Genomic DNA, 24,571 nt, shown 5'->3' with positions numbered 1-24,571 from the left:
AAAAAAGGAAAGATAACATGTCAATAGAATTAAAAATGGCATGGCGCAATATATGGCGAAACCCAAGAAGGACACTTCTCACCATTGCCGCCATTGCTTTTTCAAGTCTGATCCTTGTGTTTATGCTCTCTTTCCAGTTGGGGTGTTATGAAACAATGATCAACACATCCGTTAAAGTCAGCACCGGGCATTTGCAGATCCAGGCAAAGGGGTATCTTGAAGACAAAAAAATAAACCTGGTCGTTAAAAATCCCGCACCGGTTGCAAGCATCCTTGATTCGGTAAAAGGCATTAGCGCCTATACTTTTCGTGCCAATGCCTTCTGCCTGGCATCTTCTGATAAAAGAACCTATGGGGTTGTGGTCACAGGTATAGACCCGGTAAAGGAAGCCCATGTTTCAACCATATCCTCTATTATCCGCAAAGGAAGTTATCTAAAAGAGGAAGACGAGTCTTCCGCACTTATCGGAGAACACCTTTCAAAAAACCTGAAAGCCGGTATTGGTGACGAACTCACCATTCTGGGCCAGGGGCGTGACGGTTCAATTGCAGCAGCGGTTCTTACCATAAAAGGCATTTTTGACTCCGGCATTGACGAATTTGACCGGAATGTGATCATGACGGGGCTTAACGATTTCCAGGACATTTTTTCAATGGGAAACAGCATTCATGAAGCAGTCATAACTGCAAACTCCCTTGGTGATGTATCCATGGTTAAACAAGAGATCCAAAATCATTTTTCTGAAACGCAACAGAATAAAACCCTTGTTGCCGCCGACTGGATGGAAATCATGCCGGGCCTGCTGCAGGGGATTCAAATGGACCTGGTTTCCGGTATCATAATGTATATCATCCTTGTCATTGTTGTTGCGTTCAGCATTTTTAATACATTTTTAATGGCCATCTTTGAAAGAACACGGGAATTCGGCGTCATGATGGCCATCGGAACAACCCCTTCAAGGATTACAAAACTTGTCCTGTTTGAATCCCTGTTCATGACCCTGGTGGGAATCCTTGCGGGGATAGTCATTGGAAGCCTTTTAACCCTTTATTTTCAAAGCAAGGGCATTTATATTGCCGGTACTGAAGATATCCTTAAACAATACGGGATTCCAGACCGGCTCTATCCGAAACTGTCCCTGATTTCAGCCACGGCAGGGCCTTTGGTCGTATTTTTAATCACCATTGTATCATCTGTTTTTCCGGCATTGAAAATAAAAAAACTGAAACCTGTTGATGCCATGGCCTCAGTATAAATTAAAAAGAAGAGAAAACAAAACAAGACAAAAGACGAGAAACAATTATGTATGCCATATTAGCATGGAGAAATATCTGGAGAAACCCGAGAAGAACCATTGTCATCCTGATGGCCGTGATCATTGGTGTATGGAGCATGATTTTTCTGGGGGCCCTTATGCGGGGAATGGAAACCCAGATGGTCAAAACCGCCATATCCACACTTACCGGAAGCATCCAGATCCATCACATGGATTACCGGAATGATCCCGTGGTTGAAAATTCCATGGATGACATGGATAAACTCGACAGAATACTTAACGCAACACTTGGGAAAGATGCTCTGTGGGCAAAAAGGATAAGAGTCAATGCAGTTGCCTCCAATGCCAGGCACTCCGGGGGCGTGATCCTTGTGGGGATTGAACCTGAAAAGGAAAAAAAGATCTCATTCATTGGAAACAGCGTAATATCGGGACGGTATCTTTCATTAGAAGATACAAATAAGATTGTGGTAGGAAGGGCGTTTCTTGAAAAATTCAATACCAAAATCGGCCATAAGCTGATTCTCATGTCCCAGGATACCCGAAAAGAGATTGCATCAAAGGCGTTCAAGATTGTGGGGGTTTTCAGTGCGGAATCAGAAGCAATTGAAAAGCAGTTTGTTTTTGTTCCCATTTCACAGGCGGCAAAGATGTTTAAAATGGGGCGTTCTATTTCAGAAATATCCATTTTGCTGCCCGGATCCGACATTGACGGCAAACAGGAAACCCGTGCCGCAGAAAAATTAAAATCAGGTCTTGCGAATGATACATTTCATGTTGAAACATGGCACCAGCTTTTGCCCATGATGAAAGCCTACCTGGAGATGTCGGGGTTTTTCCTTTATATCTGGTATGGTGTGGTTTTTGTAGCAATGGGCTTTGGCATTGCCAATACAACCCTTATGGCCGTGTTTGAGAGAACCAGGGAGTTCGGCCTGATGAAAGCCCTTGGCATGAGGCCAGTCCAGGTGATTAAAGGGGTTGTAACAGAGACGTTTTGTCTATTGGTACTGGGAATATTTACAGGAAACATACTGGGATTTTTAAGTGTTGCTGCCATTGCAAAAAACGGGATTGATCTGTCAGCCCTGGCAGCAGGCACTCAGATGTGGGGGATACCAAGAATACTGTACCCGGAAATCTGGACTCAGGATGTTGCCGTGGCAGGATTGATGGTACTGGTTTTAGGCATATTGGTAAGCCTGTATCCGGCTGTCAAGGCTGCCAGGTTCACCCCGACCCAGGCCATGCTGAAAAATTAGGACAAAATATTAGGATAAAAAAATAGCAGGTGGAGACAGGATATGGCAATTGTTGAAGCAAAAAATATTAAAAAAACATACAAACAGGGAAAAGTAAAAGTTGAAGCCCTTCGCGGCGTTGATCTTACCGTCGATAAAGGAGAGTTTTTTGCGCTTGCAGGCCCGTCAGGTTCGGGAAAAACAACACTGCTCAATATTATCGGCGGCCTTGACATGCCTGACTCAGGTATTGTTATTGTTGACAACAATACCTTTAAAGACATGAACCAGGCAGACCTTGCCACGTTAAGACTGCATAAGATAGGATTTGTTTTCCAGGCGTATAATCTTATCCCGGTGCTGTCGGCCATTGAAAATGTCGAATATGTCATGCTGTTGCAGGGAGTGCCCAGAACAAAAAGACGCAACAGGGCAAAGGCCATACTGGATGATGTGGGCCTGGGAGGAAAATATGACAGGCGACCTGCCGAACTTTCAGGCGGCCAGCAGCAAAGGGTTGCCGTTGCCAGGGCTATTGTTTCCGGGCCGGCAATTGTGCTGGCGGACGAACCCACGGCCAATCTTGACTCAAAAACAGGCGAAGGCCTTTTATTAATGATGAAACAGATGAACCTGGAAAAAAAAGTCACCTTTATTTTTTCAACCCACGACAGCATGGTCATGGAGTATGCAGAGCGCCTTGTCACAATAAAGGACGGACGTATTGTAAACGATGAAAACAGATCATGATTCTATTGGCCGGCTTATTGTCTTTTTTTTATCCCTTTTATTTACCCAAACCCTTTGGGCAGGGCAGAATGCTGCATGGTCTGAAAAACTCGACAACCACTTGGGCGGGCATTTTAAATTCAAAGGGAATATAACCGGATATGATAACGGATCTTATTTTCAACCTTTGGGAACTAGTACCGGTTTCGACGGTCTTGCCAATACCAGGTTGACAGATAAACTTATTTTATCGGAAATCGTTTATGTTCAAACCCATTATGAAGCTTTTCTCAAATTCGGGAACACCTATGAAAAACAGTATGCGGGCGGGAGGTCACCGGACACTTCGAATATTGATAAACGGCGGATTTTCGATTTAACCCAAACTGTTAAGGAAACAGCGGATTACATTTTATGGCATAGGCTTGACCGTCTGCTGTTGTCAATAAAACCCTTTTGGGGGGATATCATAGTTGGAAGACAGGCAGTGACATGGGGAAATGGTCTTATTTTCAACCCCATGGATCTTTTCAATCCATTTTCGCCTTCTGATACAAACCGCGATTACAAAATGGGCGATGATCTTGTGTCTGTCCGGTTCACCACCCAAGAGTCAGGAGAATTCAACCTGCTCTACGTTCCCAGAAGGGATGTGATAACAGGAGAAATTGATTTCAAAAGTTCTTCTATTGCAGGGAAAAACCACTTTTTTATAGGCGACATGGAAATAGATGTAATGGGGGCCTTGCATTATAATGAGACTGTTTTAGGGCTTGGGGCCTCAGGGTGTCTTGGGGATGCAGCATGGCGATGGGATCTTGTCTGGTCAACCATAAAAAAAGGGAACAGGCACAAAAACGGATATATTGAAGTTGTGCTGAATATGGATTATTCCTGGGTGTGGTTCAAAAAAAATATGTACGGCCTGATTGAATATTATCATAACGGGCTGGGGAAAAATAATTATACAAATGCCTTGAAAGACCCTGAAGTTGTGGAAAGAATCGACAGAGGGGAATCATTTGCCCTGGGGAAAAATTATGTAAGCTGGCAGATCCAGGTAGAACTCCACCCTTTATTGAATGTTTACGTCAATGTCATCAACAATTTCAGGGACCCTTCCGGCATTATCCAGCCCAGAGCAGTATGGAATACCACCCAGAATTCAAATATTCAGTTGGGTGCAAATTTTTATTACGGCAGGCCGGGAAGCGAATACGGCGGATTTTTAATACCGGACACGATCCATCATACCAATGCGGCACCAAGTGCCTATGTCCTGTTTACAACTTATTTTTAACAACACCGCCAATATCAAATTGGCCCCCCTTCCCTAAGGAATGCAGACAAGAAGGATATTGGCAATCCCAAATTGTTCTGATATATCTGACCCAGATTATGTTTAACATCTTTATCATGATTGGAGTTAAGGTATCGGATACATCAACAAACAGATCCTGACGGCTGTGGTGGCGGCTGAAAACGGAGAAATCTTTGAACTGGAAGGCTATGGTGCGGTTGGGATGTCCGGCAACACCCCTGTTGTTCTGAAAAAAGATGCCACCGTGCCCATGCCCCACGGCAGCGAACTCATGATGCTGCCCCAAAGAAAACCTGTTGTCTATAATATTGCAACAGACCGGTTTGAAAGCATTGAGCAAAACCCATTTGCCCCGGAAGAAAAAATTTTCCCGGTTGCCGTGTTTAACTCGCCGGGATATGTAAACCGCCATTTCTGCGCTTATGATGACGAGGGCATCAAAGACCTGCTGCCATTGTTCTCCTATGGTGCCGTGGGATTTGGGAAAAACAATTTCAGGTCTGCAGCCATTGTTGTTGACACGGAACCCCGCCAGGATTTAAGGCTGATGCCCCGCAAAGGCATTGTCAAAGGCGTCAGCCAGATGCAGAAAAAATATCCAAAAAACCGCCTGATGCGGCATCTTGAAACCTGTGCATTGCAATACGGGTGTCCTGCCGGGAAAAACTTTTTTCTCAAACGTTATGAAGCCCCGCTGCCCACATCAACGGTGTGCAATGCCAACTGCTTAGGATGTATTTCCCTTCAAAAGGAAAACAACCTGTGTGCCTGCCAGGATCGAATCTCTTTTACCCCGTCTCCTGAAGAGATCGCCCAGGTCTTTTTAGAACATATTTCCCATGTTAAAAAAGCAGTGGTCAGTTTCGGCCAGGGATGTGAAGGAGAGCCTTTGACCGCCTTTACGGCCATCGAACCGGCCATACGACTGATACGGAAAAAAACAGACAAAGGCACTATCAACCTGAACACAAATGCAAGCCTGCCGAACCGGGTTGAAGAACTTTGCCGTGCCGGGCTTGATTCCATGAGGGTCAGTATGAATTCGGTCAGAAAAAATTGTTACACCGCCTATTTCAGGCCCCGATCCTATCATTTTTCAGATGTCCTTAAAAGTATTGATGCGGCAAAGCAGCAGGGAAAATTTGTTGCCATTAATTATCTTAACTGCCCGGGCTTTACGGATTCCCAAAAAGAGTTTGAAGCATTGAATGACTTTATCGACAACTTTAATATCGATATGATCCAGTGGCGCAACCTGAACTTTGATCCCAAAAAATATTGCGAACTCATGTCAACGGTTGAAGACGGCGGCAAGCCTTTGGGAATGGATCATATAATCCAACAATTGTCAAACCGGTTTCCCAAATTGATACACGGCTATTTTAATCCGCCCGTACGTTAATTAAATCATATTTTAATCCACCAATATTTTATCCAATAGGGGGAATATCATGGACAATAAAAAAATCACCATCATTGATGAAACCCTAAGGGAAGGCATGCAGTACAGGGGAGTGATGTTCTCCCAAAAGCAGCGGATAAAAATTCTTGAATTCCAGGAAAAACTGAACGTGGATATCTGCCAGGCAGGGTATCCTCCTGCCCATGACCTTGAAGCAGATGCCGTCAAAACACTGTGCCGGCATGCCAAAAAAAACGATTATAAAATCCGCATTGCCGCCATGGGACGGGCTAATCTTCATGATGCCGCAATCCTGCTGGACACCGGGGTGAAAGATCTGCATTTCCATTTACACATCAAAAACACTGTCACACCAGGTCAGCTTAATAATGTTCTTGCAGACCTTTTAACCACCATTGAGTTTGTCAAAAAAAAAGCCCCTCACGCAGTCCTGTCAATTGCCATGCTGGATATCGGCAGATCCGATGATGCTATTATGGAACACTGCATTTCAATCTTAAATCTTCATTCTGTAGACATACTCTCTTTGCCGGACACCTCTGGAATCATGTCACCCAACCAGATCTTTGACAAAATACACCGGTTTTCCGCCAAAACCCAAAATCCCAGCATATCGGTTCACTGCCACAATGATCTGGGCATGGCCTCAGCCAATAGTGTGATGGGAATCATAGCCGGTGGACAGTTTCTTGAGGCGTCCGCCCTGGGCATTGGAGAAAGAAATGGAATTGCCGACCTTTACACCACGGCAAAAACACTACAGAATCAAGATTTTGATATCAATCTCAACACAAATGATATCAACACATTCAAAGCCTATTATGAGTATGTTGATGCCATCGTTTATGAGCAACACAATCACCACTTGTTAACCCTCAACACCCCTGTCTTTGGTGATGCAGTCAAAACCCATGTGGCCGGAACTCATGCAGGAGGCAACTTTGGCCTGGCATCGGAAGAAAAGTTCTTTTTAAACATCTTATGCGGCAAAAACCTGGTAAAAAAATACCTGGACCTTCACGCCATTGAGTATCCTGAGGACATGCTGGATATCCTGACCTTGAATATCAAGTCAAAAAGTACACAACTGAATCGCTGCCTGACCCTGACCGACATTAAATGCCTTGTTGCTTCATTATTGGATTAAAAAACCATTGCAAACCTATGAGGGTTTGTATTTGACTAATGTGCTGTTAATAAATATACTAAACGGATTGAAAAATTTTATTTTAAGGAAAATTGTTTGAATATTGATATTAAAGGAATTGTTATTATTTGCGGTAATTACGGCAGCGGTAAAACCGAAACAGCCGTAAATCTTGCCCTGAAACGAAAAATGGATGGCCTTGACGTAAAAATTGCGGATCTTGATCTTGTCAATCCCTATTTCAGAACCCGTGAGGCAAAAGGTTTGCTCGAAGATATGGGCATTGAGGTGGTCTTGCCTGACAAACGATACATGCATGCGGATCTGCCCATTCTCACCGCTGAGGTTGCCGGGATGATTCAGCAGCCGTCGGAATTGACCATCCTTGATGCAGGTGGAGATGATGTTGGGGTAACAGTGCTGGCTTCACTGGGAAACCATCTGTCCAAAAAAAAGGTTTGCATGCTGCAGGTGATCAATCCGTTCAGGCCTTTTACAGAAGATGTCCAGGGCTGTATCAAAATAAAAGAGGAGATCGAAATATCTTCAAAAATGAAAATAACAGGACTTGTCGGCAATGCCAATCTTATTGACGAGACAACCCCTGATCATATTTATAGCGGATATGACCTGTTAAAGGAGGTATCTGCGGCAACAGGAATTAAAATCGAATTTATCACGGTTTGTTCATATTTAATACCACAACTTGAGATGGGTCGTTTTACCTGCCCGGTATTGGAAATAGACAGAAAAATGAATCCACCCTGGAAATTGTTTTAAACCATAAGGAGTAGTTCAAATGAAGTATCAACATATCATTGATTCTGAGCGTTGCAAGGGCTGCGGCCTGTGTGTCAATGTCTGCCCGAAAAATGTTCTTGAAATCACGGACAAAGTGAACGCAAAAGGACATTTTCCAGCCTTTCAGGCCCGGCCGGATGATTGCATTCACTGTACCATGTGCTGCATCATGTGCCCTGATGTTGCCATCAGCATCGTTGAAATCGAAAAAGAGACCATTGAATAATTAATAAGGATAAAAAATAATGGCAAAAGTGTTAATGAAAGGAAATGAAGCAATTGGCGAAGCCGCAATCCGGGCCGGATGTAAAAATTATTTTGCATACCCCATAACCCCCCAGTCCGAAGTTGCCGAATATCTGGCAAAAAGACTGCCGGAAGTTGACGGTGTTTTTTTGCAGGGAGAAAGTGAAGTCGCGGTCGGATACATGATTTTTGGTGCTGCAGGTGCAGGTGAAAGGGTAATGACAACATCTTCCAGCCCAGGTATCAGTTTGATGAGTGAAGCCCTCTCCTATATTGCAGGGGCACAATGTCCTGCCGTATTTGTCAATATTATGCGCGGCGGCCCTGGCCTGGGCGGAATCCTGCCGTCTCAGGGAGATTATTTCCAGGCCACCAAAGGCGGCGGACACGGAGATTACCACCTGCTGGTGCTGGCACCGGACGGTGTCCAGGAAGCCGTTGAAATGACCATGAGCGCGTTTACACTGGCGGAAAAATACCGGGGCCCCGTGATGATAATGGGTGACGGCTTGATCGGGCAGATGATGGAGCCCGTAGAGTTCCCCGAGGATCTTAAAACGGAACCGTCCGATAAAGACGACTGGGCCACAACCGGCATGGACAATCGAAAAAGCGGCAAACGCAATCTTGTAAAATCGCTTTTTCTTGATCCCACGGAACTCAACAACAACAACCTGGCACTGAAAGCCAAATATGACCAGATGAAAAAAGAAGACGTGCAGTATGAAGGATACAATACTGACACGGATTATAAGGTACTCATTGTCAGTTACGGCACCATGAGCCGAGTTTGCAAAACAGCCATTGACATGATGAAAGAAGAAGGGATCGAAGTCGGCCTCTTAAGACCCAAAACCCTGTTTCCGTTCCCGGAAAAAGCGGTTTTTGATGCAGCAACCAAAGAAAGCTGCAAATCGGTTATCAGTATTGAAATGAGCATGGGACAAATGGTCGAGGATGTGGAGCGCTGCGTTAAGGGCCAGAGAGAAGTTGATTTTTATGGCGAATGCGGGGGAGATATTCCCACACCTGAAAAAATTACCGATATTATCAAAAGACTGCTCTAACCGCAAAATTTAGGAGAAAGATATAATGGGAAAAGCATTTTCAAAGCCGGAAGCACTCAGTGATAATATGACGCATTATTGTCCCGGCTGTACCCATGGTATTGTTCACAGGCTTATAGCAGAAGCCATTGATGAGCTGGGTATCAGGGGAAGGACTGTAGGTATTGCTCCGGTGGGGTGTGCAGTGCTGGCGTATAATTATTTTAACTGTGACTTCCAGGAAGCCGCACATGGAAGGGCACCTGCCATGGCAACTGGAATGAAACGGGTGAGACCGGATCTCATCGTTTTTACTTACCAGGGCGACGGCGACCTTGCCAGCATCGGCATGGGTGAAATTATCCATGCAGCCAACCGAGGCGAAAAATTTACCACTATTTTTATCAACAATGCCATCTACGGCATGACCGGCGGCCAGATGGCACCGACCACCATGCCGGGTCAGAGGGCCACCACAGCCCCTGCCGGACGGGATACTGATCTGACCGGGATGCCCATCCGAATGGCAAACCTGCTGGGCGAACTGGTCACCCCGGGATATGTTACCCGGCAGGCAGTATTAAAGCCCCAGCAAATCAATAAAACTAAAAAAGCGATTAAAAAAGCATTTGAATACCAGATCGAAGGAAAATGTTTCAGTTTTGTGGAAGTGATCAGCACCTGCCCGACCAACTGGGGCCTGACCCCTCTGGATGCATTAAAATGGGCCGAGGACACTCTTCTGCCCTATTATGAACTGGGAGACTACAAAGTACCTGAATAGAATTTGAATTTAAATTCGTATTTTACTTTTATAATCGTTTTTTTGAAGGAATAAAAACCAATGCAAACAGAAATAAAATTTGCAGGATTTGGCGGACAGGGAATTTTGCTGAGCGCAAAGCTTTTAGCATATGCCGCAATGAAGCAGGGATTTTTTGTCGCCTGGGTCCCCTCATACGGACCGGAAATGAGAGGCGGAACCGCCTATTGTACCGTGGTTATCGGTGACAAGCGCATCGGATCGCCCATCATTAAAAATCCCAGCCATCTTGTGGCAATGAACCGCCCGTCCCTGGAAAAATTTGCCGATGACGTAAAACCGGGCGGTGTAATTTTAATCAACAGCTCTCTTATTCCAACCCGAAGCGGAAGAGATGATATTATTGAATTAATTGTTCCGGCCAATGAGACAGCCATAGAAACAGGCAGTGTCAAATGCGCCAACATCATAGCATTAAGTGCGTTTGCCGCAAAATCAAAGATTGTTGACCTGGATCTTTTAAAAGAGTGCGTTAAATCAGAATTTTCAGCCAAACCAAAAATCATTCCTCTGAACATGAAAGCGTTTGATGAAGGCGTGAATATCGCAAACAAAAGTTAAGGTTAGATTAACGTTAACCACTCAATTTTAAGATTTAAGCTGTCTAATAGGGAGGTCAGGCTTGTTTTATTGTGCTTTTCAAAACATATCATTAATCGGCAAAAAAAACGCAATAATGAAAGCCTGACCCAGCAAATTTCAGCAACTCCTAAAGTCGGGTTACAAACTAAAAAAAAAAGGAGGCAGCATGATCAGAATAGAAATATCTCTTTTTCTTAAGAATGCACCCGGAGAACTGGCACAATTAACCGAGCTTTTAAGTGAAGCCGATATTAACATTGATGCCATCACGATCCAGGATGCCTCTGCCTATGTCCAGAGCCTTTTTGAGGCCAGGGGCAAATCCTTAAAACGGCTTGCATCCTCAGCAAGCTATAGCTCCATGAGCAGGGATTCCGCTCAATTTGCCCTGATCCGGCTTGTTGTGGACAAGCCTGAAAAAGCCATGGATCTTTTGAATGAAAAAGATTATCTGTTTGATTCAAAAGAGGTTGTGGCCATCAAGATCACCAACAGTCCTGGAGAATTGACAAAAATTACCAGAAAATTTGGCGAGGAACAGATCAATATCAATTATGTTTACGGGTCTGTTACGGATTCGGCCGGCAAATGCCTGTTTGTCTTCTGTCCCGAGGATGTCAAATCGGCTGCCTGCTTTTTTCAAGACGGCTGCTGAAAGGTTACCAGGCCGGCAAGTTCTACAGGGCTGACAATGCCGTTATTTGTTGTTAACTTTTATATTTTTACCATTGATAAGACGGAATCGTGCCGGTGCCAACCTTTAAACTAAAATCAGAAAAAAACTGTTTATTCGAAGCAGTGGAATCATAAAAAGCATGAATCCCTATTTCATCGGGCCTGTTAGTACCAAAATCCTCTGTTATCAAGGAATTGTCCACAACCGGCTGGGAATTATTGGTATTCCATGAAACAATATTATACTTATCGTAATCCCACTCAATTGTTCCCTGGGGTATGGTATCAGGTCCCTGAATAAACCCGGAAATATGATTTTGCCTTGTTCCGCCCGGGCCTGTAAATTTTTCTTCAAGCCTTAAAACAATGGTGGCCCAGTCTTCCAGGTTTGATCCGTCAAAAACACCGTCTGATACGGTCAATTCTTTGTAGTCCAGCAAAGAAAGGGTATTGGTATCACCTGTTTTTTCCCATAATACAATATAGACACCTGAATCATTCATGATGGGATCAAATGAGATGTCAAGACCGACATTGAAAGGCCAGTTTGAATCCACTGATCTGAAATAGGATATCCCGTAAGATCTGATACTGCTGTCAGCCCAGTCAGGATACTGGGGCAAAAGCCTGAATGAAATGCCATGCATGAAATGATCTCCATTGCTTCCCATTGTTTCAAGCTTTACCTTGACCTGCGCTTCATAGCTCAGCAGATTGGTATTTTCCGACCATACCTCATCAAGGTCAGGATTCTCAGGGGTGTCCTTCCTCCAGTTCAAACTCAAGAGGATTGCATTGAATATATTATTATTCGGGCTTAGTTTCTGGCTTTTAAGTTCAATAACGCCTTCACCCAAGCTTGAGTTCACTGTTATAATTTCACTGGCGTTACTCCCTCCTGTAACAGTCCAACGGGGATCCAGAACTAATTCGTTGCAGCCGTTGCAGTTCCCGTTCCCATTACCATTACCGTTCCCATTACCATTACCGTTCCCATTACCATTACCGTTCCCATTACCATTACCGTTCCCGTTGCCTTGCCTATTCCTGTTCCTGTTCCTGTTCCTATTGCCGTTGCCGTTGCCGTTGACTGGAACCGTAAAACCCACGTCGGTTAAGCCACTTTCGGCTGAACCTGACCCAAAAATTTTCTTTAATTCACATTTTGATTCAAACCATGATCCCGGATTAACAATACCTGTTGAAGAAATAATTATTCCGGCGGGGTCACTGTTATCAATCTCAAGTTTAAAAGCATCGCCGTTTGCAAAGGTAAACGTATTGTTTGTTTCATCCACCTCGGTTAACTTGGCATATCTGGCATATCTGATGCCGGATTCTGCAAGATAATATGCCTTTGAAGAACCATTGGAAAAAAGTCCGGTCTGGGAGGATCCGCTTGTAAAATACAAAGTACCGGCACTCATAACCCCGATAACCGTCATAGCGGCAACAAGCCCCATGATCATAAAACCCTTGTTATTGATAGAAAAAAATTTGACAGTACGCCTTAAGCCATTCATTGTTGTGCCTCCAAAATAGTTACGGTAGATTCCTTGGTGTTATTTTACCTGTAAATACTGAAGATATATTGTCGGCTCCTATAAGTTCCAGTGTCACCCCTATTTTGATCGTAGAACTGCTCCAGATAGGCTTGGGGGAGGTGTCATTGGAATCATAATATTCAAGTTTAAAATTTTTTACCTGGTCAACAAGTATATTTCCATTATTGGAAACATCGTCATAATACAATAGATAAGTACCAGGGATACCATTCCAGGACAGTTTATGGGTTTGGCGAACTGCGTTTCGATAGACATCATACTCAATAGAGGTTGCCGTGCCCTGACCCGATGTAACTGATGTTAGATTTTTAAACTCCTTTGAAATCCGTATCATGGCCATCTGGCCGTTATAAGCGGTTTCAGCATTCTGTTGCTGTAATAGATTACTTTTCACCGAACTTGTAATGCCAAAGCTGCCGACAAGGCCAAGAAGACCAGCAATAATTAGAACAATGATTATTTCAATGAGTGAAAAACCGGATTTATTTAAAAGTAAGCTGATCATAATTGTTTTTATTTTTTATTGTATAATATGGTTAACGTTTCACCGGAAGAAATATATTTAATGGTTACTTTTAATAATTTCCCATATTCAGAATCATCTATCAAAGCGGTTTGCTCTGAATTATCGACAAATTTAATAAAATGGTTATCAATCACCCGGTAGACACCATAATCATTATCCTGATCACTGTCTTCGGGTTTGCCAATACCGGTTTGCAAACCTGTCAGGTCAGACGTGTGGTTAGCCAGATAATCGGATGTAATGTTTTCAACAATTTCATAGAGTTTCAAAGAATTATCAAGGCTGGATACTGGTGAAAAGCTCCTTACAGAAGAAGTATAAACATACTGGTACATCATGGTCGCAAAAATTGAACCGATGACAATCACAACAATTAATTCTATCAAAGTAAATCCATTGTTATCAGCTTTTAATTTCATATTAACCAAACCTAATCAATAAACCCTGTTTTCCGGGTGATGGTTATGGTGCGCGCATGACTTCCCTGGTGGCTTAAGGTAAAACTGATAGTAGAATCTCCGGGACTTCCCAGGTCATCAAAGCTCACCACCTGGTTGCCTGAGCTTATGCCGACACCGTTTGAAAAAAAATGGGTGGGAGACGTTTCATTTGGAAAATTCACGGATGCCGTGATGTTATTTTTTTGAAGGGTGTATGAACCAGCGGTCATGCTGATGCCCCAGGGTTCGTTATAGCTCATGGCCCGGCTTTGGGCATACCTTAAATGGGTTTTTAAAATCTGTGTTTCAGAGATGACATCATAGACACCTGTTGCCGTCATCTTAGGAACAATGACTGCGGAAAGAATACCAATGATAATGAGTACAGATATAATTTCAATGATGGTGAAGCCGTTTGAATTAAGTCCAGAATTTGAAATTTGATCATCTCCAATTTCTTTCATTAGATATTTATAGCCAGTTATTTTAGGAATGTCAACTATTCCGTTATATTATCAATAAGTTCAAGTATCTGATCGGGAGATATAAATGATGATGTTTTCATTCAACCCAATGTTTCCATTGCATACAAAAACAACAGCCCAAGCCTGCCAGGCTCCCGGACAATCACCTTTGGTTCTGGAGATAAAATCGTTCTCACCGTTTAAGATATTCGGTTCAATTTGCCCTGATCCGGCTTATTGTGGATAAGCCGGAAAAAGCCATTGATCTGTTAAATGAAACAGATCAATATTAATTCTGAATTTGTCTTGCCAAAATTACAATTGATTGACAAACCGGTTGAATTCGGTTTGATGGGATGGGCTGATGGTTTTGATCATCACGCCGATTCCTTCGTTATCCACCCTGACCACCTTTGATATAAATGAAAATTCATCTCCACTTGGACTGATCAGGCGGATGGCAATATCTTCCCCTTTTGCTATTTTTTTTTCAGTTTTTATGAACACCCCCCCCAGGGAAATATTTTCTGTTTCAGCGAAAATTGTTTCTTTTCCAGTGTTGATTTTTGCTTCCATAAAAATGCTTTTTCGACTACAGGTTCTGTCTTCGATATGAATTTTAGCGCCTTTTATTTCAGATTCACATTTGGCAGACGCCAGCACGGAAAGAATCTTTTTGTCCGTTTCTTCGTCAGTATCAAGAATCTGCCGGATAATGGACAGTTTATCTATCATTTTTTTTACTCCATAAACCTGACAAAGCCAAAAAATTATTTTCATTTTTTACTGATCTGTGAACAATGGTCAAGCAATTATCAGATTTTTTATATCATTTTCCATGCCAATCACGCATGGTAAATCTGTTATGGTGCTTTAACACACCTCAGGTTTTTCGATTCACTTTTTTCCCCGTTATGGTTTAAACAATTTTATAAGAAAGGGTACCGGCAGAGAGACAGATCACCACCGGCACAGGCCCTATCAGATTGGCAGATCCCAATCATCCGTGACAGTTACATCTTTGCCCTGAACCTTTGTAACCGTAATTGTTCCAATACTTGCCTTAGTAGTTCCATCCAGAGTAACTGTAAAGTCTGCGCCCATGGGCACACTGCCCTTACCGGTTTTGGGCAGTATCGTATCATCATTGACACCTTTCTCACCACAGATAAGAACTATAGTGGTAGGTTTCTCACTATTTTTTAACAGATACTGCCCATACCCCATGGACAGCCTTGACTTGACCTCTGAAATAGCGCTCTGAGCTGCTTTTGCCCTGGCATCGGCCTGGAGGTCCATAAATTTGGGCACAGCAACAGCAGCAAGAATGCCTAGAATCACGAGTACAGCAATGATTTCAACGAGGGTAAATCCCTTTTCATTTGCAAGAACAGCCGGGTTTTTGTGTGTCATCATCATTTTCTCCTTTAAATTACAAACATTATGGGTAATCGGGTATCAGACCATTTTAGTCAAATCCCACATAGGCAAAAAAATAGCAAGAGCAAAAAAACCTACCACAGCAGCAAGACCCACCATGAGAAATGGGCCGATGGCATCTGCCAATCCTTTTGTGGCATATTCCACCTCTGCATCATAATGGGTGGCAATCTCCTGAAGCATCACGTCAAGATTTCCAGATTCCTCACCAATGGCCACCATATTGATCACCATGGGGGTGAAATACCTTGCCTGGCCCAGGGGCCGGGAAATCCCCCTGCCCTCTTCCAAAAGCCCCCTTATTTTCTCAACTTCACGGGAAATAGCGGCGTTGTTGATGGTGTCCGTCAAAATCCGCATGGACTCAAGTATGGTAATGCCACTGGACTGGAGAATAGCAAAAATACTTGAAAACCTTGACATGGAAGACTTGATAAACAAAGGGCCAATGACGGGAATCTGCATCAGTGATATATCTTTTAACAACCTGCCCTGGTCTGTTTTTATGTACCAAATGATTCCAATAACAAAAATCACCAAAAAGATATTCATAGAAATCCAGTACTGGTTTAAAAATGAGTATAACATCATACAGATCTTTGTGGGCAGGGGAAGCTCTATACTTGCAGCTTCAAAAATACCGACAAATTTAGGAACTACAAACGTCAAAAGTATCATAAAAGCTACGCCTAAAAATATTAATACAATCAAGGGATACCGGACAGCTGATTTAATATCGTTTCTGACCTTTTCCTCATGATCAATAATATAAATCAGCCGTTCCAGAACCAGAGGCAGGGAACCGGATTCCTCCCCTGCTTTTATCATGGAACAATACAGATGGGAAAAGGCTGACTTATGAACGGAAAAAGCCTCAAACAAAGAAGTTCCCTGTTTGACATCCGCTATTATCTGGGCAGAGACACTTTTTAAGGATTTGTTTTCTGTCTGGGCTTCCAGAATCTGAAATATCTGCAAAATAGAGACCCCTGCCGTTAATAATGTCTTAAATTGTTTGGTATATAAAATAAGGTCTGTTGCCGATATCCTTTGGGCAAAAAATTGGATACCTGACTGCCGGGATGTCTTTTTTTTAACGGATTCCGGGATATGCCCCTGGCGGGACAAAAGTTCCAATGCCGTCTGTGACGAATCAGCTTCGATTTCCCCGGAAATTGGTTTTCCTTTTTCATTAATGGCTTTAAACAGGTACAGGGTCATATTATTTCACCAAAATAGCCGACATGGCCTCCTCCGAGGTAGTTATCCCCTGAACCACCTTTTGAACCGCATCAAATTTAAGACTTTTCATCAGGCCGGTTTCCAGAGTAAATTTAAAAATCTCCCGGGCTGATTTTCCGTCAAGTATCATCTGCCGGACATCATCATTAACATACAAAATCTCATAAAATCCCACCCGTCCTTTATAGCCTGTATTCATACACTGGCTGCAGCCATTGGCCTTCACAAAATCATATGGTTTATCTTCAAGCTGCCAGTATTCCAATATCGACGAGGATGGAGTATAGGACTCTTTGCAATAGGGACATGCCCTTCTGACCAGTCGCTGTGCAATGACAACCAGCAGAACCGACGCGACCATGAAGGGTTCAATTCCCATATCAACAAACCTGGCAATGGCACCGACTGCATCATTGGTATGAACCGTTGAAAAAACGAGATGACCAGTCAAGGCAGCCTGAGCAGCTACACTTGCGGTTTCTTTGTCCCTGATTTCACCCACCATGATCACGTCCGGGTCCTGACGCAATATGGACCGCAGGCCGGAGGCAAATGACATGCCGGCCTTATGATTCAACTGTACTTGCCTGACATGCTCCATTCGGTATTCAACCGGATCCTCAAGAGTTATAATATTAGTATCCGGTGAATTGATTTCCTTTAACATGGAAAAAAGACTGGTACTTTTGCCACTGCCTGTGGGTCCTGTACACAAAATCATGCCATAGGGCATTTTTATCATTTTTTTCAGAGCCTGAATATCCTGGTGCATAAATCCCAGCTTATCCAGGCTGTGGATGCCGGAACTGGTATCCAGAAGCCGCATCACCATATTTTCACCATATACTGTGGGAATGGTGGAAACCCTGATGTTGATTTCATTTTCGTTGACAACAATGGTCATGCGACCATCCTGGGGAATTCTTGAAACGGAAATATCAAGATTGGCTAAAATCTTAATCCGGGAGATCATGGGTAAAAACAGTCGCTTGGGCGGGCTGGGAATCTTGTGAAGCTTCCCATCCACACGGAAACGGATTTCAACATAATCCTTTTCAGGACTGAGGTGGATATCAGTGGCTCCTTCCCTGACTGCCTGGGATAGAATGGAATTTACCAGTTTGACAACCGGCCCTTCTTCTGCCATATCGTGGAGAGTGGCTTCTATGCTATCGTTCAGATATTCGTCTTCCTGGAGTTCCCCTTCCATTTCTGCAATATCCTGAACCTGTTTCATCACACCGTCTTTACCTGAATAAGCACCATATAGACCGGACATAAGATAAGTAAAATTCTGTTCTGAACAGATAATGGTCTCCACTTCCATATTGGTCATGACCTCAATATAGTCTATGGCGATAATGTTCAGGGGATCCACCATGGCAACAGTGAGAACCCCCTCATTTTTCTCCACGGGGATGGCATTTAATTTATTCACCGTGTCCACGTCCATGATTTTGGACAATTCCGGGGACAAGATATAGTCATTGGGGTTATATTTTTTCAAATTCATCTGTGAGGCAATCGCATCCAGAATCGCATGTTCAGATACAATGTTGTTTTGGATCAGGTATTCCCCAAGCTTCAGTCCGCATTCTTTTAACCCGGATAAAGCTTCATGCAGCTGGATATCTGAAATCAACCCCTGGTCAATCAAGATTTCCCCAAGTTTTTTTCGTATGGCCACTATTATTCCCCCTTATGGGTTAAATCACAGGATTTCAAGGATACCATATTTTCAAGAGTTGCTTTAATATCCGGTTCGATTGTTTGCAAAAAGCCCAAAGCTTTTTTACGATTATCAAAGGGCCTGTCAATAATCACGTTAAACAGGTAACCATTGTCAGGGCACCAAAAGGGAAAAATCCTGATATTCAAATTTTTATAAATTCTTGAACCAGCCAGAGTAAATGCCCGGTTGAAATCCAGGGTTTGATGAATAAGAAGAAAAATTGTGTGGTCGGAATATTTTTTTTTTTCATCCGGAGATGGAAAACTGACTGAAAAAACAAGATATCCCGTCGCATTAGCCGGGACAAAAATGCTTTTGCAAACATCTGAAGGGGACGTATCCAACGTGGCGGGATAATATCTCCCTATCAGAATAATCCCCAGCAGAATGATCCCCGCCAGAATGATCCCCGCCGAGAAAACAGGAGTCTGCTTATTTATTGCAGCAGGGGCCATTTTTTTTACACAGGACAGTATAAAAAAAACGTCTGCTGTTTTCCGTTCCTTAATAATCAGGGCAAGAATTACTTGGTGGCAGAGGTTGACTATTTTTCTGGGGGCCCCCTTGGTGGCGGCATAAATGACAATAAATGCAACAGCAGAAAAAACAGGCTGCTGTTTTCCTTTGATAAAGGACCGGTTCAATCGATATTGAATCAGCCCCTTGGATTCCTTAAAATTCAGGGCCGATAACGTGTACCTGAAATTAATCCGGTCCTGGAAGTTTTTCACCTTCTCCAGGGATTGATCAAATTCATTTTGTGCAAAAATGACAATCTGCAACAGCTTTTGAGCATTGGTTTCAAAATTCAACAATTCCCGTAATACTTCCAGGCACGCCAGGGATATTTTTTGGCCTTCATCAATGACCAGTACCGTATTGATATTATCATCAATCCCCCTGGCAAACAAATAGGTTTTGATGCGCTCTTTAAGAATATTCTCATCCAGATACCCATCAGGAAGTTCCCCCATCATCAATTTGACAATATGAGTTAAAAATCCATGAACGGACTTGAATCCTGGATCAAGAATAAGATAGTATTCAATGGCAGTATCATTGGAAATTCTCTGAATAAGCTGCCGGCTGATCGTGGTTTTTCCTGTGCCGATATCTCCGATAATAATATTTAGCCCCCTTTTAAGCCGGATGGAAATTTCCAGTTTCTGTAAGGCTTCAAAGTGTTGGCTTGAACGATAAAAAAGCCTGGGATCAGGAGAATTGGAAAACGGCTCCATTTTAAAATTCAATAATTTATAATAATCCATGATCTGTGCCTATTGTGTCTGGATTTTGACGGTTTTTTCCTTTAATATATGAGGGGTGATAAAAATAAGCAGTTCCTCCATTTCCTCTGCCTTGCCCATGCTTTTAAATAACCATCCCAGACCAGGTACATTTTTTAACCCCGGTACTCCATCTTCGCCGCCACTGCTTTTTTCCTTATTCAGCCCCCCAATCACCGTGGTCTGGCCGTCAAAGAGCATGACAGTGGTTTGAGCGTTCTTGGTTATGATGGTTGGATTGCCGTTCACCTCATTGGCAAAATCCAGCTCATCCTTGTGGGTCACAATTTCAAGCCGGATAATCTGGTCTTCAATGACGTGGGGGGTCACCTCAAGTTTGATGACCGCTTTTTTCCAATCTATACTGACTTCTCCTTCTTCAACTGTCTGAAACGGAACTTCCTTGCCGCTTTCAATAACGGCCATGCGGTGATCCAGAGTGGTAATGGAAGGTTTTGAAAGGATATTGATCCGCCCCTGTTCTTCCAGGGCCATTAACTGGGCATAGAGAACATATTCTCCTGCTTTCTGGGCCATGACCCCCAGGCTCATACCTGTTGCGGCCGTAGTGGGCAGATTGACGATATTTCCGTCAACCGGCTGATAGGGTTGATTAACACCAGTTTCATCCTTCAGGGACTGTTCAAATTTCGTCATGTTGCCACCAATAGAAAAGCTTTCTTTACTGGTTGTTGCAGCCGTTCCGAGCCCACCCCACTGAATTCCGAGTTCCTTGCCCGTATTTGAACCAGCTTCCACGATATGGGCTTCAATAAGAACCTGCTTGATGGGCTGATCAAGACGCCGGACAATGGGCATGATTTTTTTAATGTCAGACCGGGAGGCATGGAGGATCAAGGAATTTGTAAATTTATCAATCAGGACGTTTCCTTTAAGGCCCTGTTCTTCGGATTCTTCTGGCAGCATCTGTGGCGATGCCTCAAAATTCCCGGCAGATACTTCTTTTTCTTGATTTGACAGGTATTGAGTCAAATTTTTCTGCAATGAAGTAAGATCAGCATAGTGAATCTTGACGATTTTGGTAACCAAAGGTTCCAAACGGCTTTTCTTTTGTGCCTGATGCATCAGGGTAAGATCATGTTTATTTTTCATTTTTTCATAATTCTGCCGAGCTTCCATCAGATCCTGTTTTCTTTTAAGATCGTCAACACTTACCACCCGTAATATATCCCCGGTCCATTCATAGGTAAGGCCAAAGGTCTCCAGGACACCCAAAAAAGCCTGTTCCCAAGGAACATCGGTAATAACGATTTTGCTCTGACCTTTGACGCTGTCATTGATCATGATATCCAGGTTTGCCACTTTGGCAAGGGTACGGATTAGTACGGGCAGGGAAATATCATACATTTTCATGGTAACCTTCATGGTCGGCAGTTTTCTGGAACCGCCTGATTTTATAGCTAAACAGGATGGATCGGTTTTTACGGGTTGGGATGGATCGGTTTTTAAGGGTTGGGATATATCTTCCATAACGGAATCATCATAGTCCTGTAAAGCCGGAACAGGCGTTATGGATACGGATTTATCAGCCAGAACCTGCCATTTTTTAACCTGTTCCGCTGTTTGCATTTTTTTTTCATGCTGAGAACCACACCCGGACAGCAAAACAGATATGAAGAAAAAAATCCCCCCCATGATCAACCCCATGCGTAATGACAGTATTCCCATAGACTCCTTTTCTTATTCATCTTTTAAAAATATAACAACCTGGCCCCTGTTCTTTTCAAGTACCACTTTTTGAGGCGTTATATTCATAACTTTATAATCATTTTCCGGTATAATTTCACCTGTCCGGTATTCCACCCCATTGATGATGGCAAATAAAATATCCCCCACATGCATATATCCTGAATAGATAAAATCGGGGACAGGTACGGATGGAGAAACTTCCACAGTAATCGTATCCGGTGCCGAAGATCGGTCAAAGGGGTCATGGTCCCAGTCGGATTCAATTTTTGATATCAGGATCTGCAAATTATTTTGCAGTGGCTGTTTTTCCATTTTTGACATCCGGGCCATGGATTGGTTTGCAAAATCCGCAATGGTCTTACTGGACTTTGCAATGGCTTGTCTGATATCCGGGCTGTTATTTTTTCTTGACAGGACAAAAAAATCAATCAGTCCATAGGCTATCGCCATAAAAGTCACAATCAATATGATTTTTTCACGCTTATTCATGACCGTTTTTTTTAATTTTAATGTTCAGGTTCAATGTAAATTTTTTTATCGGGCCTTCATGTGAACTGATACTCAAATTTTCAACTGAATCAAAAAACTCAAATGCGATCATATCAATCAAAAAGCGCCTGAAATCAAATAAGTTCCCCTTAAGTTTAATGGTCATGGATATAATCGAGGAATCATTCTTCAAAGAATTGATATCAAAATCACTTTCAAACAGGAGCAGTTTATTATGTTCAGCTATATTGATAATTTTACCGGGCAATGTTGATATTGCGCCACGACCAATACGGACTCTGTCGGGAAAAGGCAACCGGTGTTCAAATGGGATCTGTTCCAGAATTTTGGATCTGACAAAAACCGGATACAGTACCTTCAAACGTTCATTTTTTGTTGTTTGCTCCACAATGGCCTGCTGTATCCGGTAAACGGAACGATAGGACGGGTAAATAAAAAACAAACCATAAAGACAGATAACAACCAGAAAGGCAATACCCTGAATAACGCCTGATCGGAAAAGGCACTTTGGGTTAAGGAGTTTATCCATATTCAAAGTACCTCCAGTCTGACTTTAAAAAAAAGGCTTTTACTATTATTGTTCTGATTAGTCCATTTATCAGTGATTTCAATATCCCCGAAAACAGGAGATTCCGATAATTTTAAAATATAACTGCCAAGCTCAAAATTCAAAACATGTTTATGGGCGGATACCCAGCCTTCAATGGACAGTTTTCGAAATATCATGTCCGGTTTTTTTTTATCTTTTATACGATCATAAACCATTGACGTAAGATGAATATGATCCGGGGTAAAATGGCAGATATCGTAAATAACCGCCAGGGGAAGATATGTATCAATATATTGCGTTTTGGAAATTTCTTTTTTCTCTGCGTTGATAATAGCATCGGTAATGGTTTTGGTTTGTATATTATTTTTGAATTTTGCCTGCTCCCGGTTCAATTGTACCAGAGTGGATAATTTTTTCTCATATGTAAAATTCAGCAGGAAATAAGCTGAAAAACTAACGGCCAGCAGTATAATACCGGCGATAACCGTTGCCAGGGTGATCTTTTTTTGTTTTTTTGCTCTTTGCCGGTCATCAAAGGTAAACATGAAATTGGGTGTAATATCATTGTCGGACAAAGCAATCCCAAAGGCGGTCAACACGGAATTGCGCTGTTGTGCGGTTTTGGGAAGGCCTGATTCATTTGAACCGGGAAAACCTGCCCTGACCGGTTCTAATATGTCAACAGCAGCCGGGATCATGGTGGATGCCTGGTGCATAAACAAATCACAATAATCTGTTTCCCCATAAAAAACATATCGTTGCATAGGTGTATTATCGGTATAATGATGTGTGCAATAATCACCAGTACGTATAATTTTACTGATCAACCGCTCCGAATTCTCCTTGATCCGAGGAAATTGGTCTGCATCGGTTTTTGTCAGGGAAGACAAATAATCAATTGGATCCTTTTTCATTGAGGTATCAAGCTCATCGAGCAGGTTCCATGAACCGGTTCTAAGAGTACGAACCAGAAGGATTCCGGAAAGCGAAAAGCAATAAATATCTGAATTTTCTCGAGAAATATTAACAATGGAAAAATAAGGGGCATCCACCCGGATCTGTCCATTCCTGATAAAATTTTGAACGGCAAAGGGAGTGGACGTTACACCGGCAAGGCCATACCCTGCCCGTTCAAAAATCTTTTCCAGGGATCTGACTTGGTCGGTTGGAACACTGAAAACCAATAAATTTTTCTTTTTTATTCCGTTAATGGTAATATCACCGAGAATTTCAAAATCAAAAATTTCCCGGTTTTCGTTAAAGTCTGTTTCCTTTTTCAACCCCCAGAAGGCTGCATTTGCAATTTTAGGGTGTGGTACATCGGGAATGGTAATATTTCTGATGTTTAAGCGCGAAGAGTCCAGTGCGCACCAGATGGATATTTTTTTCTTATCCTCCAGAAAAGTATCCAGACAGGTGCCGAGAAAAGCGGGAAAATCATTGCTGTCAGGCTGCAGATTTGCCGGCAGGAGAATATGCTGCCACTTGACCAGTACCTTTTTACCTGCACCTGCCTTATCCGATGTCATCACCAGGGTAATATCCCGATGGGTTATCCAGACACCGGCATTCAAATGTTTATCTTTGATTGTTACCGGCAAAGAAAGCCCGGAATTATCTGAAACAGAATCACCTGAAACAGCATCATCTACATGGTCTTTTCCACCAGTTCGAATCAGATTCAGCAGCTTTTGAGTCGAATTTTCTTCCTTGAAATTTTTCAACAACACTCCAGCGTTTCAGATTGGTCGAAACAATAAAAATTGGCTTACTCTATTGAGAGGTCAGGTGTCAA

Annotated in this window: 25 protein-coding genes; 12 read left to right on the top strand and 13 right to left on the bottom strand. The window is 42.8% G+C overall.

Translation table 11 applies throughout. The annotated features are described in order from the left end of the window. The first annotated feature begins 17 nt into the window (after positions 1-17). From TOL2_RS03925 to TOL2_RS03870, 12 genes are all read left to right on the top strand, one after another. A complete protein-coding gene (locus tag TOL2_RS03925; RefSeq protein WP_014956244.1) occupies positions 18-1,256 on the top strand; it encodes an ABC transporter permease in 1,239 nt (412 codons plus the stop codon). Between the two features lie 47 nt (positions 1,257-1,303). Beyond that, complete coding sequence (locus TOL2_RS03920) at positions 1,304-2,539, top strand: ABC transporter permease (protein ID WP_014956243.1); 1,236 nt, start codon at positions 1,304-1,306, stop codon at positions 2,537-2,539. 42 nt (positions 2,540-2,581) lie between these two features. Next, a complete protein-coding gene (locus TOL2_RS03915; RefSeq protein WP_014956242.1) occupies positions 2,582-3,268 on the top strand; it encodes an ABC transporter ATP-binding protein in 687 nt (228 codons plus the stop codon). Further along, complete coding sequence (locus tag TOL2_RS03910; RefSeq protein WP_014956241.1) at positions 3,252-4,547, top strand: hypothetical protein; 1,296 nt, start codon at positions 3,252-3,254, stop codon at positions 4,545-4,547. Before TOL2_RS03915 ends, TOL2_RS03910 begins: the two co-directional genes overlap by 17 nt. Before the next feature lie 166 nt (positions 4,548-4,713). Next, positions 4,714-5,970: a radical SAM protein gene (locus TOL2_RS03905; protein ID WP_014956240.1), complete on the top strand. Its 1,257-nt coding sequence runs from the start codon at positions 4,714-4,716 to the stop codon at positions 5,968-5,970. Positions 5,971-6,019: 49 nt separating this feature from the next. Next, complete coding sequence (locus TOL2_RS03900; protein ID WP_014956239.1) at positions 6,020-7,138, top strand: 2-isopropylmalate synthase LeuA; 1,119 nt, start codon at positions 6,020-6,022, stop codon at positions 7,136-7,138. Positions 7,139-7,234: 96 nt separating this feature from the next. Next, positions 7,235-7,918, top strand: coding sequence for a hypothetical protein (locus TOL2_RS03895; RefSeq protein ID WP_014956238.1), 684 nt, complete (start codon positions 7,235-7,237; stop codon positions 7,916-7,918). Between the two features lie 19 nt (positions 7,919-7,937). Beyond that, the gene (locus TOL2_RS03890; protein ID WP_014956237.1) at positions 7,938-8,165 is read left to right on the top strand and encodes a 4Fe-4S dicluster domain-containing protein; all 228 of its coding nucleotides are present in this window, start codon (positions 7,938-7,940) and stop codon (positions 8,163-8,165) included. Between the two features lie 19 nt (positions 8,166-8,184). After that, entirely contained in the window at positions 8,185-9,252 is a 1,068-nt protein-coding gene (vorB, locus tag TOL2_RS03885) for a 3-methyl-2-oxobutanoate dehydrogenase subunit VorB (protein WP_014956236.1), read from the top strand. Between the two features lie 25 nt (positions 9,253-9,277). Then, positions 9,278-10,015 (top strand): thiamine pyrophosphate-dependent enzyme, encoded by a 738-nt coding sequence (locus TOL2_RS03880; protein WP_014956235.1) that lies wholly within the window; start codon positions 9,278-9,280, stop codon positions 10,013-10,015. 60 nt (positions 10,016-10,075) lie between these two features. Next, positions 10,076-10,615, top strand: coding sequence for a 2-oxoacid:acceptor oxidoreductase family protein (locus TOL2_RS03875; RefSeq protein WP_014956234.1), 540 nt, complete (start codon positions 10,076-10,078; stop codon positions 10,613-10,615). 187 nt (positions 10,616-10,802) lie between these two features. Continuing rightward, complete coding sequence (locus tag TOL2_RS03870) at positions 10,803-11,291, top strand: amino acid-binding protein (protein WP_014956233.1); 489 nt, start codon at positions 10,803-10,805, stop codon at positions 11,289-11,291. A 67-nt stretch (positions 11,292-11,358) separates the two neighbouring features. On the opposite strand, the gene TOL2_RS23415 is transcribed toward TOL2_RS03870, so the two are convergent. From TOL2_RS23415 to TOL2_RS03805, 13 genes are all read right to left on the bottom strand, one after another. Continuing rightward, on the bottom strand, positions 11,359-12,834 hold the full coding sequence (locus tag TOL2_RS23415) for a hypothetical protein (protein ID WP_014956232.1): 1,476 nt from the start codon (positions 12,832-12,834) through the stop codon (positions 11,359-11,361). A 19-nt stretch (positions 12,835-12,853) separates the two neighbouring features. Beyond that, a complete protein-coding gene (locus TOL2_RS03860; protein WP_014956231.1) occupies positions 12,854-13,381 on the bottom strand; it encodes a prepilin-type N-terminal cleavage/methylation domain-containing protein in 528 nt (175 codons plus the stop codon). 8 nt (positions 13,382-13,389) lie between these two features. Beyond that, positions 13,390-13,821: a type II secretion system protein gene (locus tag TOL2_RS03855; protein WP_014956230.1), complete on the bottom strand. Its 432-nt coding sequence runs from the start codon at positions 13,819-13,821 to the stop codon at positions 13,390-13,392. Positions 13,822-13,832: 11 nt separating this feature from the next. Then, entirely contained in the window at positions 13,833-14,306 is a 474-nt protein-coding gene (locus TOL2_RS03850; protein ID WP_014956229.1) for a GspH/FimT family pseudopilin, read from the bottom strand. A 315-nt stretch (positions 14,307-14,621) separates the two neighbouring features. Next, a complete protein-coding gene (locus tag TOL2_RS03845; protein ID WP_014956228.1) occupies positions 14,622-15,041 on the bottom strand; it encodes a PilZ domain-containing protein in 420 nt (139 codons plus the stop codon). A 246-nt stretch (positions 15,042-15,287) separates the two neighbouring features. Beyond that, complete coding sequence (locus TOL2_RS03840) at positions 15,288-15,725, bottom strand: type II secretion system protein (RefSeq protein ID WP_085929932.1); 438 nt, start codon at positions 15,723-15,725, stop codon at positions 15,288-15,290. 39 nt (positions 15,726-15,764) lie between these two features. Next, positions 15,765-16,967 (bottom strand): type II secretion system F family protein, encoded by a 1,203-nt coding sequence (locus tag TOL2_RS03835; RefSeq protein WP_014956226.1) that lies wholly within the window; start codon positions 16,965-16,967, stop codon positions 15,765-15,767. A gap of 1 nt (position 16,968) precedes the next feature. Continuing rightward, positions 16,969-18,675 (bottom strand): GspE/PulE family protein, encoded by a 1,707-nt coding sequence (locus TOL2_RS03830; protein ID WP_014956225.1) that lies wholly within the window; start codon positions 18,673-18,675, stop codon positions 16,969-16,971. Positions 18,676-18,677: 2 nt separating this feature from the next. Continuing rightward, positions 18,678-19,988 (bottom strand): ExeA family protein, encoded by a 1,311-nt coding sequence (locus TOL2_RS23410; RefSeq protein WP_014956224.1) that lies wholly within the window; start codon positions 19,986-19,988, stop codon positions 18,678-18,680. A 9-nt stretch (positions 19,989-19,997) separates the two neighbouring features. Further along, complete coding sequence (gene pilQ, locus TOL2_RS03820; protein WP_014956223.1) at positions 19,998-21,695, bottom strand: type IV pilus secretin PilQ; 1,698 nt, start codon at positions 21,693-21,695, stop codon at positions 19,998-20,000. A 12-nt stretch (positions 21,696-21,707) separates the two neighbouring features. Next, positions 21,708-22,166, bottom strand: a complete 459-nt coding sequence (locus tag TOL2_RS03815; RefSeq protein ID WP_148278041.1) for a hypothetical protein — start codon at positions 22,164-22,166, stop codon at positions 21,708-21,710. A 31-nt stretch (positions 22,167-22,197) separates the two neighbouring features. Beyond that, on the bottom strand, positions 22,198-22,755 hold the full coding sequence (locus tag TOL2_RS03810; RefSeq protein ID WP_014956221.1) for a hypothetical protein: 558 nt from the start codon (positions 22,753-22,755) through the stop codon (positions 22,198-22,200). Positions 22,756-22,757: 2 nt separating this feature from the next. Further along, a complete protein-coding gene (locus TOL2_RS03805) occupies positions 22,758-24,500 on the bottom strand; it encodes a hypothetical protein (protein WP_014956220.1) in 1,743 nt (580 codons plus the stop codon). Between the last annotated feature and the right edge of the window lie 71 nt (positions 24,501-24,571).

Origin of the sequence: Desulfobacula toluolica Tol2 (assembly GCF_000307105.1) — a bacterium.
GTDB lineage: Bacteria > Desulfobacterota > Desulfobacteria > Desulfobacterales > Desulfobacteraceae > Desulfobacula > Desulfobacula toluolica.
This window is presented reverse-complemented; position numbering and strand designations above follow the sequence as displayed.

Excerpts from the sequence above, each read along its gene's own strand:
- TOL2_RS03925 (WP_014956244.1), top strand. The coding sequence starts at position 18 with ATGTCAATAGAATTAAAAATGGCATGGCGCAATATATGGCGAAACCCA.
- TOL2_RS03920 (WP_014956243.1), top strand. The coding sequence starts at position 1,304 with ATGTATGCCATATTAGCATGGAGAAATATCTGGAGAAACCCGAGAAGA.
- TOL2_RS03915 (WP_014956242.1), top strand. The coding sequence starts at position 2,582 with ATGGCAATTGTTGAAGCAAAAAATATTAAAAAAACATACAAACAGGGA.
- TOL2_RS03910 (WP_014956241.1), top strand. The coding sequence starts at position 3,252 with ATGAAAACAGATCATGATTCTATTGGCCGGCTTATTGTCTTTTTTTTA.
- TOL2_RS03900 (WP_014956239.1), top strand. The coding sequence starts at position 6,020 with ATGGACAATAAAAAAATCACCATCATTGATGAAACCCTAAGGGAAGGC.
- TOL2_RS03890 (WP_014956237.1), top strand. The coding sequence starts at position 7,938 with ATGAAGTATCAACATATCATTGATTCTGAGCGTTGCAAGGGCTGCGGC.
- vorB (WP_014956236.1), top strand. The coding sequence starts at position 8,185 with ATGGCAAAAGTGTTAATGAAAGGAAATGAAGCAATTGGCGAAGCCGCA.
- TOL2_RS03880 (WP_014956235.1), top strand. The coding sequence starts at position 9,278 with ATGGGAAAAGCATTTTCAAAGCCGGAAGCACTCAGTGATAATATGACG.
- TOL2_RS03875 (WP_014956234.1), top strand. The coding sequence starts at position 10,076 with ATGCAAACAGAAATAAAATTTGCAGGATTTGGCGGACAGGGAATTTTG.
- TOL2_RS03870 (WP_014956233.1), top strand. The coding sequence starts at position 10,803 with ATGATCAGAATAGAAATATCTCTTTTTCTTAAGAATGCACCCGGAGAA.
- TOL2_RS23415 (WP_014956232.1), bottom strand. The coding sequence starts at position 12,834 with ATGAATGGCTTAAGGCGTACTGTCAAATTTTTTTCTATCAATAACAAG.
- TOL2_RS03860 (WP_014956231.1), bottom strand. The coding sequence starts at position 13,381 with ATGATCAGCTTACTTTTAAATAAATCCGGTTTTTCACTCATTGAAATA.
- TOL2_RS03855 (WP_014956230.1), bottom strand. The coding sequence starts at position 13,821 with ATGAAATTAAAAGCTGATAACAATGGATTTACTTTGATAGAATTAATT.
- TOL2_RS03850 (WP_014956229.1), bottom strand. The coding sequence starts at position 14,306 with ATGAAAGAAATTGGAGATGATCAAATTTCAAATTCTGGACTTAATTCA.
- TOL2_RS03845 (WP_014956228.1), bottom strand. The coding sequence starts at position 15,041 with ATGATAGATAAACTGTCCATTATCCGGCAGATTCTTGATACTGACGAA.
- TOL2_RS03840 (WP_085929932.1), bottom strand. The coding sequence starts at position 15,725 with ATGATGATGACACACAAAAACCCGGCTGTTCTTGCAAATGAAAAGGGA.
- TOL2_RS03835 (WP_014956226.1), bottom strand. The coding sequence starts at position 16,967 with ATGACCCTGTACCTGTTTAAAGCCATTAATGAAAAAGGAAAACCAATT.
- TOL2_RS23410 (WP_014956224.1), bottom strand. The coding sequence starts at position 19,988 with ATGGATTATTATAAATTATTGAATTTTAAAATGGAGCCGTTTTCCAAT.
- pilQ (WP_014956223.1), bottom strand. The coding sequence starts at position 21,695 with ATGGGAATACTGTCATTACGCATGGGGTTGATCATGGGGGGGATTTTT.
- TOL2_RS03815 (WP_148278041.1), bottom strand. The coding sequence starts at position 22,166 with ATGGCGATAGCCTATGGACTGATTGATTTTTTTGTCCTGTCAAGAAAA.
- TOL2_RS03810 (WP_014956221.1), bottom strand. The coding sequence starts at position 22,755 with ATGGATAAACTCCTTAACCCAAAGTGCCTTTTCCGATCAGGCGTTATT.